Source organism: Brachybacterium phenoliresistens (assembly GCF_000576425.1).
Classification (GTDB): Bacteria; Actinomycetota; Actinomycetes; order Actinomycetales; family Dermabacteraceae; genus Brachybacterium; species Brachybacterium phenoliresistens.
On record NZ_KK070002.1, the window covers coordinates 1 to 16352 of the forward strand.

Consider the following 16352-nt stretch of genomic DNA (forward strand, 5'->3'; position numbering starts at 1 on the left):
ACCCGGCCGGCGGCCCCCGCGCGACGGCGCAGGACCTGCTGCGCCGCATGCGCGTGGACCGCGACGCCGCCACCGCCGACGGCCCCGTGTGGTCGCCCGTGGCGACGGGCTTCGCCTCCGTGCCCTCCCCCGCGCTGCCCGAGGGCACCACCGGCGGGCTGGGCGGGCCGGTGCTCACCGTCCGCACCGCGGAGGAGTTCGCCGCGGCCGTCGCCGCCGAGGGTCCCGCCGTCGTCCTGGTGGAGGGCACGATCGTGTTCGCCCCCGGCACCATGACGGACGTCTCCGCGCACACGAGCATCCTCGGCGTCGGCGCCGGGGCGGAGATCGTCGGCGGCGGGATCCGCCTGCTGCACGTCTCGAACGTCATCATCCGCAACCTCACGTTCCGCGACTCGTACGTCGCCGGGGACTGGGACGGGAAGTTCGACGACAACGACAACGACGGCATCCGCGTGGACACCTCGGACCACGTGTGGATCGACCACTGCGAGTTCGCGCGCCTCGGCGACGGGCAGGTCGACATCCGCAAGGACTCGCGCGAGGTCACCCTGTCGTGGTCCGTGCTGCGCGACCACAACAAGACCCTCGGCGTGGGCTGGACCGACAACCTCGTGACCACCCTGACCATCCACCACGTCCGCTTCTCGAACGTGCACCAGCGCAACGGGAGCATCGACCAGGTGCGCATCGGCCACGCCTACAACGTGTGGCTGGCGGGGGCGAGCTCCTACGGGATGGCCTCGCGCGGGGCGACCCAGCTGCTCATCGAGCACAGCGTCTTCGAATCCGTGCGCAACCCCATCGGCCTGTCCAGCCCCGAGTCCCGCGTCGCCCAGAACGGCAATCTGCGCGAGGGCTGCTGGGGAAAATGGGAGGACAACGGCATCGACGTCGACCCGGCCGATCACTACGACTACGCCCTGGACCCCGTGGATGCGGTGCGGGACCTGCTGACCGCCCACGCCGGCCCGCGCACCCGGCGCGAGCTGGTGCCGCGCACCCTGCACGTCGCCCAGGACGGCAGCGGGGACATGCTCTCCGTGCACGCCGCGATCGGCGCGGCCTGGCGCAGCCCCCACCCGGTGGAGATCGTCGTCCACCCCGGCGTCTACCGGGAGGTGCTCACGGTGTGGCCGGGCTGCGACTCCCTGGTGATCCGCGGCGCCAGCGGGGACCCGGCCGATGTCACCCTCACCTACGACAAGCCGGCCACGGACTGGGCCACCGTCACGGTGCTCGCCGGTGCGGTCACCCTGGCCGCGCTCACCCTCGAGAACGCGTACGACGAGGCCGCGCACGGGGACCGGCCCGCGTTCCCGCTGCGCTCGGTCGACGACTCGCTGACCCTGCAGGACGTCGTCCTGATCGGCGGCCCGCACGAGATCTCGGACCCCCGCGCATGAGCGCCCGGCCCCCTGCCCCGCACATCGGCCCTCCCGCAGGGCCGCCGACCGATCCCGCCGCCCCTGCCCGGAAGGACCCCGCCATGTCCCGTACGCCCCGCCGTCTCGCGCAGATCGCCGCGGCCTCGGCCGCCCTGCTGCTGCTCGCACCCGTCGCCGCCCAGGCCGATCCGGATCCGGCGCGCGACCCGCGGCCCGCCGCGATCACCGAGCGGCAGGCGCTGCCGGACGGCGACGGCTGGGCGAGCGCCGAGGGCGGCACCACCGGCGGCTCGGAGGCGAGCGCGGAGCACGTCTACGACGTCTCCACCCGCGCCGAGCTCGAGGCGGCCCTCGTCGAGGCCGGGGACGCCCCCAAGATCATCCGCGTCCACGGCACGATCGAGGTCAACGCCGACGACGCCGGCACCCCGCTGAGCTGCGAGGAGATCGCCGAGGGCACCGGCTTCGACCTGGACGCCTACCTCGAGGCCTACGACCCCGAGACCTGGGGCACCGAGCGCGAGCCGGAGGGCCCGCAGGAGGACGCCCGCGCGGCGGCCGCGCAGAAGCAGCGCGCGCTGATCCAGATCGACGTGCCCTCGAACACGACGATCATCGGCGCCGAGGAGGGCGCGGGCCTGCGCGGGGCGAGCCTCTCGATCAGCGGCGTCGACAACGTCATCCTGCGCAACCTCGAGCTGTCGGACACCTACGACTGCTTCCCCGCCTGGGATCCGACCGACGGCGCGACCGGCGCCTGGAACAGCGAGTACGACAGCGTGCGGATCGTGAACGGCTCCACCCACGTGTGGGTGGACCACTGCACCTTCACCGATGCGCCGATGACCGACGACCAGCTGCCCGAGCACTTCGGCAGCACCTACCAGCGCCACGACGGCGCCCTGGACATCACCAACGGCTCCGACCTGGTCACCGTCAGCTGGAACCGCTTCGAGGACCACGACAAGCTGACCCTGGTCGGCTCGACCGACCGGACCGACCGCGGCGATCCCGGGAAGCTGCGCGTCACCTTCCACCACAACCTGTACGACGGGGTGGGCCAGCGCGCGCCGCGCGTGCGCTTCGGGCAGGTGGACGTGTACAACAACAGCTATGCGGTGCGCGAGGACCAGAGCGTGGGCTTCGGCTACTTCCTCGGGGTGGGCTTCGACTCCCACCTGTGGGCGGAGGCCAACAGCTTCGACCTGGGCGGCGTCGCCGAGGCCGGGGATGTCATCGCCGTCCTCAAGGGCACGCAGGTCACCACCCGTGGCAACCTGGTCGACGGGCGCGCCGCGGATCTGCGCGCCGCCTACAACGCCACCGTCCCCGAACAGGAGCAGCTGATGGAGGACACGAGCTGGACCCCGACCCTGCGCGCCTGCGTGGACCCGGTGCAGCGGGTCGAGGCCGTCGTCGAGGACTGGTCCGGGCCCCGCTTCGGGCCCGCGCCCGGCGGCATCGGCCCGGACTGCCGGGCATGAGCGGCACGGCCCGGGCGCGGCTGCGGGAGCTGCTGGGGATCGACCGCCTGGCCGCGACCGTCCCCGCCCGGCTCGCCGGCGGGGCCGATGCCGCGCCCGGGGTCGTGAGCACCACCGAGATCCTCGCGGCGGACGGCTCGGTCATCCCCGCCCACCTGCTGCGTCCCGATCCGGAGCGCGACCTGGGCGCCGCCGTGGTGCTCGTGGCCGGGCACGGCCGCGGCATCGACGACCTGGTGCGCACCGGTCCGGCCGATGAGTACCACGGCGCGCTCGCGCATCGCGTCGCCGCGGCCGGGTTCACCGTGCTCTGCCCGGAGATGCAGAGCTTCGGCCGGCGCCGCTCCGCACCGGCCCCGGGCGCCGAGCCCTACGGCCCGGCCGACAACTCCTGCCGCATCGACGCCCCGCGCCATCTCCTGGCGGGGACGACGCTGCTGGGCCGCCGGGTGCTGGATGCCGCCGCCGCGGCCGATGCCCTGCGGGCCCTGCCCGGGGTGGACGCGCAGCGGGTCGCGGTCGCCGGCGGCTCCGGCGGCGGCGCCGTCGCCCTGCTGCTCGCGGCGCTGGACGAGACGGTGGCCGCCTCGCTGGTCGCGACGTTCTTCTGCACCTTCGAGGCGAGCATCCTGGCGATGCCGCACTGCCCGTGCAACATCGTGCCCGGGCTGTTCGCCTCCGAGGACCCGGCCCTGCGCCTGGACATGGCCGACATCGCCCGGCTCATCGCCCCGCGGCCGCTGGTGCTCGAGGCCGGGCAGGCGGATCGGATCTTCCCCATCGACGCGACCCGGTCGGCGCACGCGGGGCTGGCGCCGGCGTGGGAGGCCCTCGGGGTCCCGGCGCCGCCGCTGGTGGTCACCGAGCACGGGCACCGCTTCGCCGGCGAGGAGTCGGTGGACCTCCTGGCCGCGGCGCTCGGCCGGGCCTGAGGCCGCCGGGGCCGCCGCCCGTTCTGCGCGCAGAGCGGGCGGCTGGTCGTCAGCGCCGGGGTGCGACGCGGAGCATGACCTCGCCCTGGTACTCCTGCGAGGACTGCATCGCCCCGCGGTACCAGGTGACGATCTGCCGCGACGGGTCCCCGGGCAGGGCGATGGGCCGGAAGTTCTCGACCTCGGAGTCCTCGGTGATCGCGGTCCACTCCCAGGTCTCGCCGCCGTCGGCGGTGCGGCCGTGGAAGATCTCGTGCCGGTCCAGGGCGGTCCCGTCGCGCGGGTCCACGATGCTCGACAGCCACAGGGCGTCGAGGTCGTCCGGGTCGATCGAGGCGAGCCCCGTGTAGTCCTCCTCGTGGGGCATGAGCTGCGGCCCGGCTCCGGCGAGCTCGCGCACCTCCCACTCCCCCGCGCCCGGCCGCAGCACGCCGCGGAAGAAGCGGTGGTCGATCGGCGCGTACTCCTCCTTCGGCGTGTTCCACGCCGGACGGGCCGTGTCCACGCCCAGCGCGTCGTCCGCGCGAGCGGTGAGGATCGCGACCAGAGTGCCGTCCTCGCCGCGGCGCACGTCGGTGGTCCAGGCATGGGTCATGACGCTGCCGCCCCAGGTGGAGCCGTTGGCGAAGACCTGCGTGAGGTCCTCCGCCCGCGGGGTCTCGTCCTCCAGCCCCCGGCCCAGCGGCGACACGACGGTGCCATCGGCCCGATGCAGGGCACCGCCCGCGAGATAGCCGTGCCAGATGGAGTTCGGGAAGTCCCGCGGGTGGTGCTCGGTGATGATGACGTCGATGCGGTCGTCGGTGCCGTGGCCGAAGCCGCCGAAGCGGGCGCCCGATGCATAGCGCGCGTAGCCGTTGACGTAGCCGATCTTCTCGCGGTGCAGCAGGCGGCCGCCGAACTCCCAGCTGCTGCCCTCGTCGTGGGAGACGAGGTAGCAGGGGTCGTCGTTGATCGCGCGCACGAAGCAGTACAGGACGCCGTCGAGCTGGTGGATGTTCTGGTAGGTCACGCCGCGGCCGCCGCCGGCGGCGCGGGCCTCCTCCTGCGAGCCGAACAGGTCCCCGACCCAGTCGAAGCTGTGCTCCTCGCCCCAGGTGGTGGGGTCGTCGACCTCGCTGATGCGCCAGCGGGTGAGCTCGTCGGACTTGTGCCGCGAGTAGACCGCGAGCCAGCGGCCGTCGCTGCGGCGCCACAGCGCCGGGTCGTCGTGGTCGTCGGACTCGAGGCCCGCGTGCAGGGTCACCGTCTGCGCGGCGCCGGAGGCGAGATCGACCACGTGCAGGTCGACGTCGCCGCCCCGGGAGTCACCGTCGGCGCCGGCCCGCGAGGCGACCGTGCCGATCAGGGCCCGGTTCGCGGCGGGATCGACGACGGCGCGCTCGTCCTGGAACCAGCACCAGGCGCCGTTGTCGGTGACGGAGAAGATCTGCGCGCCGTCGGCGGCGGCGGGCACCGCGGTCGCGGCGGGGGTCGGAGCGGCGGTCGGGGCGTCGGGGGAAGCGGAGCTGTCGCGTCCTTGCGATGTGGTCATGGGGCAAGTCTGCCAGGAATGGAAAGCGGTTCCCAGCCTCCGGGCCGGAAAACTGCCGGAAACGCGCCGCAAGTACTCGGGTCGGCCTCGGGTCGGCCTCGTGTCGGACCGTCGCTCGGGCCGCGATCTGGTCGAGGCGTGCACGGACGGCCGTCTCAGAGCCTCGAGCCAGGCGATTGCCTGGTCCGCGGACCTCAGGCAGCCGATCGTGCACACGGCCCGGGCCCGCCGACACTGCGGGCCGCCGGCGTCGGCGGCCGCGTCAGCTCCGAGGCGGCGACGGCGGCAAGAGCGGCGGCGGTGGGGGTGACGGCGGAGAGGGCGAGGGCGGCGAGGGCGGCGGCGGAGCCACGCTCTCGCGGCGCACCAGGTGCGTGGCCAGGCGGCGCGGCATCGCGGCGGCCCCGCCCGGCTCGGTGACGGCCCGCACGGCGGCCGCGCCCATCTCCTGGACCGGCACATGCACCGTGGTCAGGCGCGGGTAGGCGCCCTCCGACTCGGGGAGGTCGTCGAACCCGACCACACTGAGATCCCGGGGCAGCACCCGGCCCAGCCGATGGGCCTCGTGCATGATCGCCAGCGCGATCTGATCCGCCCAGGCCACGATCGCGGTGGGACGGTGGGCGTCCAGGGCGCTGCGGGTCTGCTCGGTGGCGCCGTAGAGCGACCAGCCGCTGGTGGCGCGGATCCGGTCGGCCAGTCCCGCCTCCCGCATGGCGCGCTCGTAGCCGGCGCGTCGCAGCAGGTCGGCGGGGGTGCCGCGCCCGCCCGCGTAGAGGATCCGGGAGTGCCCCTGCGCGATCAGCTCTTCCGTGGCCTGCTGACCGGAGAGCTCGTCGGTGGCCTCGATGTGCGCGACCCCGGCGGCATCCGTGCGGCGGGAGGCCACCTCGGCGAAGGCGACGTCGTGGGCGCGCAGCCAGGCGAGCTCCTCCTGGTCGAAGGTGTCCAGCACGCGGATCACCCCGGCGGTGCCGCGCGCGGCGGCGGCGCTCATCCACGCCTGCGCGGACTCGATGGTCACCACGAGCGCCACGTCCGCGGCGCGGGCCGCGGCGTGCATGCCCGTCATCAGCTGGTTCATCCAGCTGGAGTGCAGGTCGGGGACGACGACGTCGACCAGACGCGACCGGGCCGCCACATTGCGCTGGGCGGTGTAGGAGAGCTCGTGCAGGACCTCCTGGACGTGCGCACGGGTCGCCGGGGAGACGCCGGGACGGGCGTTGACGACCTTCGAGACCACCGCGACGGAGACGTGGGCCCGGCGCGCCACCTCCGAGAGCGTCACGCCGCGACGCCGGCCGTCAGGTTGCGTCATCGCGCCCTCCTCGTGCCCCTGGCCTGCACCCTCGCGGCCGGATCGTCCCGGCCCGGGGCCGAGCATAGCCGATGGAAAACTTTCTGCTTCGCTCTCTCCGATTGACCGGGCCCTTTCCCGGTGGTGCCATCGTCCTACCGATTTCCGGTCGACCCGCCACCAGGAGCACCCGATGTCCGCAATGTCGCGGCCCCGCCGCAGAGCTTTCCTCGCCGCCACAGCCCTGGCCGGGCTGGGGATCGCCGGAACCCGGATTCCCGCCCGCGCGGAGATCACGATCACCGATTCCGACGTGATCTTCCACGAGTTCACGAGCGACGCCGGGTTCGCCCATCCCGGGATCTCGCTCACCGCGGACGCGCTGCGGAACCTGCGCACCCAGGTCGCCGCGGGCGCCGAGCCCTGGCACAGCTACGCCTCCCAGCTGGCGCAGTCCTCCCGCGCCGGGCTCACCACGGCGCCGCGCAACCGGGACGGGGCCGATCCGGGCCGACCGCGCACCACCGTCTTCGCCAGCCGCGGCACCAACTCGCTGTTCATCGAGGATGCGCTGATCGCCTACACCCAGGCGGTCATGTTCGTGATCACCGGGGAGCCCCGGCACCGCGCGAACGCGATGGAGATCATCGGCCTGTGGGCGCAGATGGACCCCTCCGCCTTCGGGACCTTCCCCGATGCGCACATCCACACCGGGGTGCCGATGCAGCGCATGGCCACCGCCGCGGAGCTGCTGCGCTGCACCAGCGCGGCCGACGGCACCGCCGAATGGACCGCGCCGCTGCACGAGGAGTTCGGGGAGAACCTGGTCCGGCCGGTCATCGAGACGTTCCAGAGCAGCAACGACCACTTCATGAACCAGCACACGTACCCGCTGCTGGGCGCCATGGCGGGCGCGATCCTGCTGGACGACCGCGGGCTGTACGAGCGCAGCGTCGAGTGGGCCACCGTCAACGCGACGGCGAAGGACCAGGGCTTCAACGGGGCGGTCGCGCGGCTGTTCCGCTGGGTGGATCGCGACGACCTCACCGGGGAACCGCTGGCGCAGGGCCGGGTCCAGCACGTCGAGATGGGCCGCGACCAGGCCCACGGCTGCGGGGACCTCAACAACGCCTGGGAGCTCGCGCGGATGATGATGGCGCAGGGCACCCGCGTGGACCCGGTGGCCGGGACCGTCTCGGAGGCGGCCGATGCGGTGGGGCCCTACGAGTTCGGCGACGACCGGATCCTGGCGGCGGCGGACTACTTCTGGTCCTTCATGCTCGGCCATGATCCGGAATGGACGCCCGTGGCCTATGCGATCAGCCCCGACGGAACGATCCGGGACACGTACCGGCGCATCTCCCCCAGCTATCGCGGACGGTTCCTCACCGCGAATTTCTGGGATCTCGTGACCTATTACCGATATGAGCGCGGCGAGGAGCTCTCCACGAAGGCGCCGCATCTGGACGCGGCGTTCCGGATGCGTTTCGAGGATCGATTCCATTACCGGGGCGGCCTCACGAGCGCCTGGGAGAACGTCGACGGGGGCGGCGACTTCTGGCTGCACATCCCCGCCGCCGCCGCGGCCGATGGCGCGTCCCTGCTCCCCCGGCCCACGCCGGGCGCCGCCGAGATCCATCTGGCCGACCGCTGCACGGTCCTGGCCGGGGACGTCGACATCGCCCGCCCGAGCGCCGAGGCGCCGCACCTGAGCATCCACGCCGGGCGGGAGCCGTCGCGGGTCGCCGTGCTCAGCGCCTCCAGCCCGCAGGACCTCGTGGCGCTGCGGGTGCGCACGGACGGGACCGCCCTGCTGCGCGTCCTCCCCGGCGACCGGGCGGTGCCCCTGCCCGACACCGACGGGCAGTGGCGCATGGTCGCCCTGTCCGGCGGGTTCGCGGACCATCAGGAGCTCGAGGTGACGGCGACCGGCCGCGTGCAGGTCGACATCGGCCCCCTGCGCACCGATGCGGCCACGACGCTGACGCCGCCGGTGATCCCGGCCGATGCGCCGCGCCGCGTGATCGGCGTGGCCGGGGTGCCGCTGCGCATCGACCCGGGCATCCAGGGCTCGGGCGGGCAGCTGGTGCATGCCGCCGCCTTCCTGCCGTCCTGGGCGCGGATCGACCCGGCGACCGGGGTGATCAGCGGGGACCGCCCCCGGCCCGACAGCGGCGGTCTCACCTCCGTCATCGTGCAGGCCGAGGACGGCACGTCCGCGGTCGCCGGAACGCTGGAGATCGGCGTGGGCGCGAACCGGCGGGCCGCGCTGGAGCTCGCCGCCACCGGCCACGACCCGCAGGCCGACTACGTCTCCTGGAGCCTCGCGGCCTGGCAGGCCCGGGTCGACGCCGCCGAGGAGGCTCTCGGCTCGGCGGACGATGCGGACTTCGCAGTCCTGCTCGCCGACGTGGTGGCGGCCACCGCCGCGCTGGAGCTGCTCTCCCCGCGCCTCGAGGACGGATCCCTGGACTACGCGGGCCTGGTCACCGCCTCGACGCTGGGGATGCCGCCCACGGCGATGACCGACGGCGACCCCGGCACCTTCGCCTGGTACGGGATGGCGCAGGACCTCACCCACACGATCGAGTTCGGGCCGGACTTCGCGGTGCGGGCCGAGGCGTTCTCGCTGCAGTCCAACATCTTCGCGGACCGCCTGGCGACGTCGATCGTCCTGGGCTCCCCGGACGGCGCCACCTGGACGCGGCTGACCCCCGGGGCGGCCGAGCTCACCCAGGACCTGCAGCGCCTGGAGGTCGACCCCGCCCTGCGCGGCACCGCGTTCACCGCGCTGCGCATCCATCTCACCGACCCGCAGCCCGATGTCCTGTACGGGATCGTCCGCAACCTCATGGAGATCGCGGAGCTGCGCATCCACGGCGAGCGCGTGGAGACCGGCAATGTCTTCGAGACCATCGCCCTGAGCAGCGAGGATGCCCTCGCCGGGAAGGTCCGGGCGGGCGATGTCGTGCGCTGCGAGGTCCGCTCGAGGGTGCCGCTCGCCGCGCTGGACGTCCGCCTCCACGGCGCCGAGGCCGAGGTCGAGCTCGATGCCGACGGGCTCGGCGCCGTGGCCACCGCGGTCATCGGCGATGCCGGCGGCGGGCGGGTCTCCCTCGAGGTCACCGGCACCCGGGAGGACGGGACCGCCACGCCCACGCTCCGGAGCACGACCGACGGATCCTCCCTCCAGGTGGGCGGGGCGGCCGAGCGGCAGCTGCGCCTCGGCGAGGACGCCTCGATCGTCGCCTCGGCGCCGCAGTGGCCCGGCGGCGGGCTGGACGAGACCGCCGTCGCCGCGCTCGTGCACGACCGCGATCCCGAGACCTTCGCGGATCTCACCCAGGGGGCCGGGGCGTTCTTCCGCATCGACCTGGAGGCCGGGGCGCGATGCGTCCCCGAGGAGATCTGGATGCTGCCGCGCGCGTCCCATCCGCAGCGTCTGGACGGGACGCGCCTGCAGGGATCCGCCGACGGGCAGACCTGGCAGGACCTCACGGACCCGGTGGCCGGCGCCCGCGCCGGGACCTGGTCCTCGCTGCGGGGCGAGGAGATCCTCTCCGCGCAGGCCTGGCCCCACCTGCGCCTGATCAACGACACCGGCTGGAACGGGAACCTCGCCGAGCTCGAGATCTACGGGCAGGTGCAGCGATGACCCGCCCCGGGGGCCTGCTGACCCTGAGCCCGCCGCATCTGGCCGATGCCCTCTTCGGGCCCTCCCAGTCGGAGCGCCTGCACCGTCTGCTGCGCATCGGCCCGCCCGGGGTGGTCACCGACTTCGCGGCGATCGCCCCGGAGGTCCTCGCCCCGGTGCGCGTGCTGCTGACGGGCTGGAACCCGCCGCGGATCGACGAGGCCGTGCTCGCCCGGATGCCCGCGCTCGAGATCGTCTCCCACATGGGCGGGGCCCACCCGGACGCGCCGCTGCTGCGGGCGCGCGGGATCCGGACGATCGGCCAGAACCGCCGCAACGCGATCCCCACCGCGGAGTACGCCGCGAGCATGATCGTGCTGGCGAACAAGCAGGCCTTCCGCTCCTCCCGCCTCTATCGCCGCGAGCAGAGGTATCTCGACCGGGAGCTGCACTTCCCGGACTCCGGCAACCACGAGGCGCGGGTGGGGATCATCGGCGCCGGCGCGGTGGGACGCCACGTGATCGGCCTGCTCGCGCGCCACGACCTGGAGATCCTCGTGCACGATCCGATGCTGGCGGAGGACGAGGCCGCCATCCTGGGCGTGCGCCGCGCCGGCCTGGAGGAGATCTTCGCGAGCTGCCACGTCGTGTCCCTGCACGCCGCGGCGACGGCGGCGACCGCGGGCATGGTCGGCCGCGCCCAGCTGCGGGCGATGCCCGACGGCGCGACCCTCGTCAACACGGCCCGGGGCCAGCTCGTGGACCAGGAGGCGCTGCTCGAGGAGCTCGCCACCGGCCGCATCGACGCGATCCTCGACGTCAGCGAGCCGGACGTCCTCCCGCCCGGCCATCCCCTGTACTCGCTCGCCAACGTCCATCTCACCCCGCACATCGCGGGGTCGATGGGCCGCGAGCTGCACCGCCTGGCCGATGCCGCCCTCGATGCCGTCGAGGAGCATCTGGCGCCCGCGGCATCGGCCCCGGCATCAGCCCCGGCGCCGGCATCGGCCCCGGAACAGGCATCGGCGCCGTCATCGACCCCGGCGACGGAGGCGGCCCCCGCACCGGCCCCTCGGCCCTGACCACAGCCGCCGGCCGATCCCCTCGGCCCGGCACCCCACCATGCAGGACGACACGAAGGAGTGCACCACCATGGCAACCACGAGACGCAGCTTCCTGACCGGAGCCTTCGGCGCGGGGGCCCTCGCCCTCGGCGCGACCGGCTGCTCGGCGATCTCCGGCGAGGGCGGGGCCGCCGCTCCCGTCGGCAGCGACGGCAGCGGCTCCGCCCCGGCGCAGCTGCCCACCACCCTCGAGGCCGCCCCGCCCGAGGTCGAGGCGTTCCATCTCGCCGAGAACCCGGGCATGTCCGAGTCCTTCGCCCCGAGCGTGGATCGCGCCCCCGGCGACGGCAGCCTGACCATCTCCGTCTTCCAGTTCATCTGGGGCACGCCGCCGGTGGACCGCGAGAAGAACCCCTACTGGCAGGAGCTGGAGCAGCGCCTGGGCGTCACCTACGACCCCCAGTTCGTGCCCGCCGCCACCTACGACGCCAAGTTCTCGACCATGCTCGCCTCCGGGGACATCCCGGACCTGGTGTTCGTCAACGACCAGAGCGCCGTGCACCTGCAGGCGATCCGGGAGGGCGCCTTCGCGGACCTGTCCGAGACCCTCGGCGGGGACGGCATCTCCCGCTGGCCGAACCTCGCCGCCCGCTCGCAGGACGTGTGGCGCTCCTCCCTCAAGGACGGCCGGATCTTCCAGCTGCCCTCGATCGTCTGGCCCATCACCAACCTCGCGGTGATGCGCCGGGACGTCCTGGAGAGCACCAGCATCGGCCCGGAGCCGCAGGATGCCGACCAGCTGATGAAGGCCCTGATCGAGGCGAAGGGCACGACCCACGAGGGGCAGCAGGTCTACGGCTTCACCAAGATCGACCGGCCGATGTTCACCTCGCTGTTCCGCGTCGGCGCGGAGTGGCAGCGCGACGCATCCGGGGACCTGGTGCACATGAGCCAGACCGCGAACTACCGCGAGATGCTCACGTGGCTCGCCGCGGCCTGGAAGGACGGCGTGTTCGACCCCAATGCCCTCACCCCCGCCGCGGACAGCACCACCTGGCGCTCGGCCGTGGCCTGGGAGGCCGTCTCCAACGCCTTCGCCGGCCCCCTGTTCGCCGACACCGCCCGGGACCATCCCGGGGCGCAGCTGGACTACCTGCCGCTGCCCGGATTCGACGGCACCGCCCCGCTGTTCATCCGCAACGTGCCCTACGGCCGCTCCACGTCGATCTCCGCCGCCGCGGCCCAGGACGAGGAGCGCCTGACCGCGATCCTCGACGTCATGGACTACCTCTCCGCCCCCTGGGGCAGCGAGGAGTTCCAGTTCGTGCGCCACGGCATCGAGGGCCGGCACTGGGAGCTCGGCGAGGGCGGCCAGGTGCTGGGCATCGAGGAGCACGCCGCCGAGCTCGGGGTGCAGTACGTGGCCGTCGACTCGGGCTCCAACCCTTACCGCGGCCATCCGAGCGCCGCGGGCCTCGCCGAGCGGTTCTCCGCCGTCATGGAGTCCAACGCCGCGAACTCGCAGCCCCGCCTGCTCGAGGGCTACGAGTCGGCCTCGGCGACGTTCGTGACCAAGGGCGCCCAGCTCAAGCAGTCCCTGGAGGACTTCGAGAACGGCGTGATCACCGGGCGCGAGAGCGTCGACGACCTGGACGCCTTCGTCCAGAGCTACCTCGGCGCGGGCGGGGAGCAGGTGCGCAGCGAGTACGAGGCGGTGCTGAAGGCGGAAGGGCTGTGAGCACCGACGTCCATGCCGCGGGGCGGACCGGGCCCCGCGGTCAGGCCGGCTCCGGTGCGGCTGTCGGCGGTCAGGCTCACGGCGGTCCGGCCGCCAGTGGCGCGGTCGCCGGCGGGCCGGCCGACGGGGGCGCGGCCGTCGGCGGCGCGGCCGGCGCGAGGCCGGAGGGGGCCGCATCGGCCCCGCGCCCGGGCTCGGGGACGGCCGCCCCGCGGCGACGGCCGCTGCGCGAGCGCATGCGGCGCGAGCGGGCGATGTACGCCTTCATCGTGCCCGGCCTGCTGTTCTTCCTGGTGTTCGCGTACCTCCCGATGCTCGGGAACGTCGTCGCCTTCCAGGACTTCTCCCCGTTCCGCGGGATCGCCGGCAGCGCATGGGTGGGCCTGGACAACTTCACCGCCCTGGCGACCGACCCGGAGGTGCGCCGCGCCTTCGTCAACACGATCGTCATCGCCACCCTCCAGCTGATCTTCGCCTTCCCCGCGCCGATCCTGCTGGCGCTGCTGCTGAACAGCCTCCTGTCCGAGACCGTGCGGCGGTTCGTGCAGACCATCGTGTACCTCCCGCACTTCCTGTCCTGGGTGATCGTCATCGCCATCTGGACGCAGGTGGTCGGCGGGGACTCCCTGGCGACCTCGCTGCTGTCCCTGGTGGGCGTGGAGGGCTTCAACGCCATGGGCGAGGCGGAGACCTTCAAGATCCTCGTGGTCCTCCAGTCCATGTGGAAGGACGTCGGCTGGGGCACGATCATCTTCTTCGCCGCCATCGCCGGGATCCCCCGCGAGCTCTACGAGGCGGCCGCGGTGGACGGCGCCGGCGGCTGGCGCCGCACCTGGAGCATCACCCTTCCCGGCATCACCCCGGTGATCACCCTGCTGCTGATCCTCAACCTCGGCGGCTTCCTCACCGTCGGCTTCGAGCAGATGCTGCTGCAGCAGCCCGCCGTCGGGGCCGATGCCGCGCAGGTCCTGGACACCTTCGTGTACTTCCGGGGCGTCGCGGGAGGCCAGTGGGGCATCGCCGCCGCCGCCGGGATCGTCAAGGGCATCGTCGCCACCGTGATGGTGCTGGCCGCCAACCGCATCGCCAAGAAGCTCGGAAGCCAAGGAGTGTTCTGATGGCCGCACCGACCCTGTCCTCCCCCGCCGGCCGGGCCCGGCCGCACCGTCCCGCGCCGTCCCGCGGCCGCTCGCGCGGCACCGGCCGCGCCCCCTGGGAGCACGAGACCCCGCCGCTGGTGGCGGCGCTGAAGGCCGTCATCATCGTCGGGATCTCCCTGACCATGGTGTACCCGCTGGTGTACATCGTGATGATGAGCTTCGCCGCGCCCTCGCAGGCGCACTCGGGCACGATCCTGCCGACCGCCTTCTCCCTGGACGCCTACCGGGCGATCTTCCGCGGCGACGCGGTGCTGCAGGGCCTGGGCAACTCGCTGTGGCTGACGGTGGTGGGCACCTCCCTGTCGATGGTCTTCACCACCACCATGGCCTGGGGCCTCACCCGCACCCGCGACGTGCCCGGAGCCCGGCTCGTGCTGCTGCTGGCGCTGGGGACGATGCTGTTCAACGCCGGGATGATCCCGCACTACCTGCTGATCCGGTCCCTGGGGCTGCTGGACTCGAGCTGGTCGCTGGTGCTGCCGGGGCTGATCTCCGCGTTCAACATGGTCGTGGTGCGGAACTTCTTCATGGGGCTGCCGCGGGATCTGCTGGACTCGGCGCGGATCGACGGCGCCGGCGAGTGGCGGATCTTCCTGACCATCGCGCTGCCGCTGTCCAAACCGGTGCTGGCGGTGATGAGCCTGTTCTACGCCGTCGGCTGCTGGAACATGTACTTCAACGCCATGCTCTACCTCAACGACGCCTCGAAGTGGCCGATCCAGGTCGTGCTGCAGCAGTACGTGCTGGCCGGCGTTCCGCTGCCGGGCGCCGTGGCAGCGGCCGAGGCCCCGCCGCCGGCGCTGAGCCTGAACATGGCGATCATCGTGGTGGCGACCGTGCCGATCCTCGTGGCCTACCCCTTCATCCAGAAGTACTTCCGCTCCGGAGTGCTGACCGGTGCGATCAAGGGCTGAGCCCGGCCCCTGCCCGCCCCCTCCCCCGGCCGCGCTCCGGTACCCTTCGCTGGACCAGCACCGCGACGGCCGGGAGGAACGGGCAGATGCCGCAGAGGGTCACCATGGCGACCGTCGCCCGCCGGGCGGGGGTCTCGCCGATGACCGTCTCCAACGTCCTCAAGGGCAAGCAGAGCGTCTCCCCCGAGCTGCGCTCCCGGGTCGAGGCCGCCGTCGCGGAGACCGGCTACCGGTTCAACGCCACCGCGCGGACGCTGCGGTCCGGGCGCAGCGGGGTGATCGGTCTGCTCGCCCCGGGCAGCACCTCGCCGTTCTCCTACTACGGCATGCTGGGCGGCCTCATCGCCCAGGAGGCGCGCCGCCACGGCCTGACCCTCGCCATGGAGTCGCCGGAGCCGGGCCGCGAGGCGGAGATCGGGGCGATCGAACGCGCCCGCGCCATGAGCTACGACGGCATGATCGTCACGCCGCTCGCGATGGGCCCGGAGGACGGCCCCCTCCTCCCGCAGGACTTCCCCGTGGTGGTGCTGGGCGAGCGCCCCGCACCGCACGGGACCGCCCACATCTCGCTGCCCAACCATGCCGGGGCCTTCGACGCCACCACCCACCTGCTCGAGCGCGGGGCTCGGAGGATCGCCCTGGTCAGCGGCCGTCCCGGCCCGGAGGAGAACGTCCTGACCCGCCGCGCCGACGGCTACCGGGAGGCGCTCGCGGCCTGGGGGCCGGAGGCCGGCGCGCCGGTGCTGATCGAGGTGCAGGAGCTCGGCCCGCAGGCCGGGCGGGAGGCGGTGCGGGCCGCCCTCGCGCAGGGCCGGCGCCCCGACGCGTACCTGGGCATCACCGACTCGGTGGCGCTGGGCGTGATGCGCGGGCTCGCCGATGAGGGCCTGCGCGTGCCCGAGGACGCGCTCGCGATGGGCTTCGACGGCATCCCCGAGGGCGAGTTCTCGATCCCCTCGCTCTCGACGATCCGCCCCGATCACGCATGGATCGCCCGGCGCGCGGTCGACCTGCTGCTCGAGCGGATGGGCTCCGACGCCCCGGCGCAGCTCGGCGGCCTGGAGCTGACCGCTCCGCACACCGTCCTGCCCCGGGAGTCCACCGGGCGCTGACGCGCCGTCGCCGCATCTCGCCCCGATCCATCGGCCGGACCCCCTTGACCCCGCCCGTGTATCGATACATCATTCTGGTCGACGCCTTCCGTCCC

At 73.4% G+C, this 16352-nt stretch carries 11 protein-coding genes; 9 read left to right on the top strand and 2 right to left on the bottom strand.

What is annotated here, in order from left to right; genetic code table 11:
* From BF93_RS15260 to BF93_RS15270, 3 genes are all read left to right on the top strand, one after another.
* The coding region (locus BF93_RS15260; protein ID WP_462934462.1) for a pectate lyase family protein at positions 1-1406 on the top strand (1406 nt) is incomplete at its 5' end.
* An 83-nt stretch (positions 1407-1489) separates the two neighbouring features.
* A complete protein-coding gene (locus BF93_RS15265; protein ID WP_038373843.1) occupies positions 1490-2872 on the top strand; it encodes a pectate lyase family protein in 1383 nt (460 codons plus the stop codon).
* Entirely contained in the window at positions 2869-3804 is a 936-nt protein-coding gene (locus tag BF93_RS15270) for an acetylxylan esterase (protein WP_038373845.1), read from the top strand. The genes BF93_RS15265 and BF93_RS15270 overlap by 4 nt, the downstream gene beginning before the upstream one ends.
* 49 nt (positions 3805-3853) lie before the next feature.
* On the opposite strand, the gene BF93_RS15275 is transcribed toward BF93_RS15270, so the two are convergent.
* Both BF93_RS15275 and BF93_RS15280 read right to left on the bottom strand, forming a co-directional pair.
* On the bottom strand, positions 3854-5338 hold the full coding sequence (locus tag BF93_RS15275; protein WP_232226461.1) for a hypothetical protein: 1485 nt from the start codon (positions 5336-5338) through the stop codon (positions 3854-3856).
* Positions 5339-5600: 262 nt separating this feature from the next.
* Positions 5601-6656, bottom strand: a complete 1056-nt coding sequence (locus BF93_RS15280; RefSeq protein WP_038373846.1) for a LacI family DNA-binding transcriptional regulator — start codon at positions 6654-6656, stop codon at positions 5601-5603.
* 172 nt (positions 6657-6828) lie between these two features.
* On the opposite strand from BF93_RS15280, the gene BF93_RS19865 reads away from it, so the two are divergent.
* The 6 genes from BF93_RS19865 to BF93_RS15310 all read left to right on the top strand — a co-directional run bounded on the left by BF93_RS19865 (position 6829) and on the right by BF93_RS15310 (position 16257).
* Positions 6829-10290: a hypothetical protein gene (locus BF93_RS19865; protein WP_198025452.1), complete on the top strand. Its 3462-nt coding sequence runs from the start codon at positions 6829-6831 to the stop codon at positions 10288-10290.
* Entirely contained in the window at positions 10287-11351 is a 1065-nt protein-coding gene (locus BF93_RS15290; RefSeq protein WP_051487051.1) for a hydroxyacid dehydrogenase, read from the top strand. The genes BF93_RS19865 and BF93_RS15290 overlap by 4 nt, the downstream gene beginning before the upstream one ends.
* Before the next feature lie 70 nt (positions 11352-11421).
* Entirely contained in the window at positions 11422-13071 is a 1650-nt protein-coding gene (locus BF93_RS15295) for a type 2 periplasmic-binding domain-containing protein (protein WP_038373848.1), read from the top strand.
* Between the two features lie 254 nt (positions 13072-13325).
* On the top strand, positions 13326-14189 hold the full coding sequence (locus tag BF93_RS15300; protein ID WP_232226462.1) for an ABC transporter permease: 864 nt from the start codon (positions 13326-13328) through the stop codon (positions 14187-14189).
* The gene (locus BF93_RS15305; RefSeq protein WP_084148601.1) at positions 14189-15145 is read left to right on the top strand and encodes a carbohydrate ABC transporter permease; all 957 of its coding nucleotides are present in this window, start codon (positions 14189-14191) and stop codon (positions 15143-15145) included. Before BF93_RS15300 ends, BF93_RS15305 begins: the two co-directional genes overlap by 1 nt.
* Positions 15146-15231: 86 nt before the next feature.
* Positions 15232-16257, top strand: a complete 1026-nt coding sequence (locus BF93_RS15310; RefSeq protein WP_038373850.1) for a LacI family DNA-binding transcriptional regulator — start codon at positions 15232-15234, stop codon at positions 16255-16257.
* Positions 16258-16352: the final 95 nt, after the last annotated feature.

Excerpts from the sequence above, each read along its gene's own strand:
- BF93_RS19865 (WP_198025452.1), top strand. The coding sequence starts at position 6,829 with ATGTCCGCAATGTCGCGGCCCCGCCGCAGAGCTTTCCTCGCCGCCACA.
- BF93_RS15275 (WP_232226461.1), bottom strand. The coding sequence starts at position 5,338 with ATGACCACATCGCAAGGACGCGACAGCTCCGCTTCCCCCGACGCCCCG.
- BF93_RS15280 (WP_038373846.1), bottom strand. The coding sequence starts at position 6,656 with ATGACGCAACCTGACGGCCGGCGTCGCGGCGTGACGCTCTCGGAGGTG.
- BF93_RS15305 (WP_084148601.1), top strand. The coding sequence starts at position 14,189 with ATGGCCGCACCGACCCTGTCCTCCCCCGCCGGCCGGGCCCGGCCGCAC.
- BF93_RS15265 (WP_038373843.1), top strand. The coding sequence starts at position 1,490 with ATGTCCCGTACGCCCCGCCGTCTCGCGCAGATCGCCGCGGCCTCGGCC.
- BF93_RS15300 (WP_232226462.1), top strand. The coding sequence starts at position 13,326 with ATGTACGCCTTCATCGTGCCCGGCCTGCTGTTCTTCCTGGTGTTCGCG.
- BF93_RS15290 (WP_051487051.1), top strand. The coding sequence starts at position 10,287 with ATGACCCGCCCCGGGGGCCTGCTGACCCTGAGCCCGCCGCATCTGGCC.
- BF93_RS15295 (WP_038373848.1), top strand. The coding sequence starts at position 11,422 with ATGGCAACCACGAGACGCAGCTTCCTGACCGGAGCCTTCGGCGCGGGG.
- BF93_RS15270 (WP_038373845.1), top strand. The coding sequence starts at position 2,869 with ATGAGCGGCACGGCCCGGGCGCGGCTGCGGGAGCTGCTGGGGATCGAC.
- BF93_RS15310 (WP_038373850.1), top strand. The coding sequence starts at position 15,232 with ATGCCGCAGAGGGTCACCATGGCGACCGTCGCCCGCCGGGCGGGGGTC.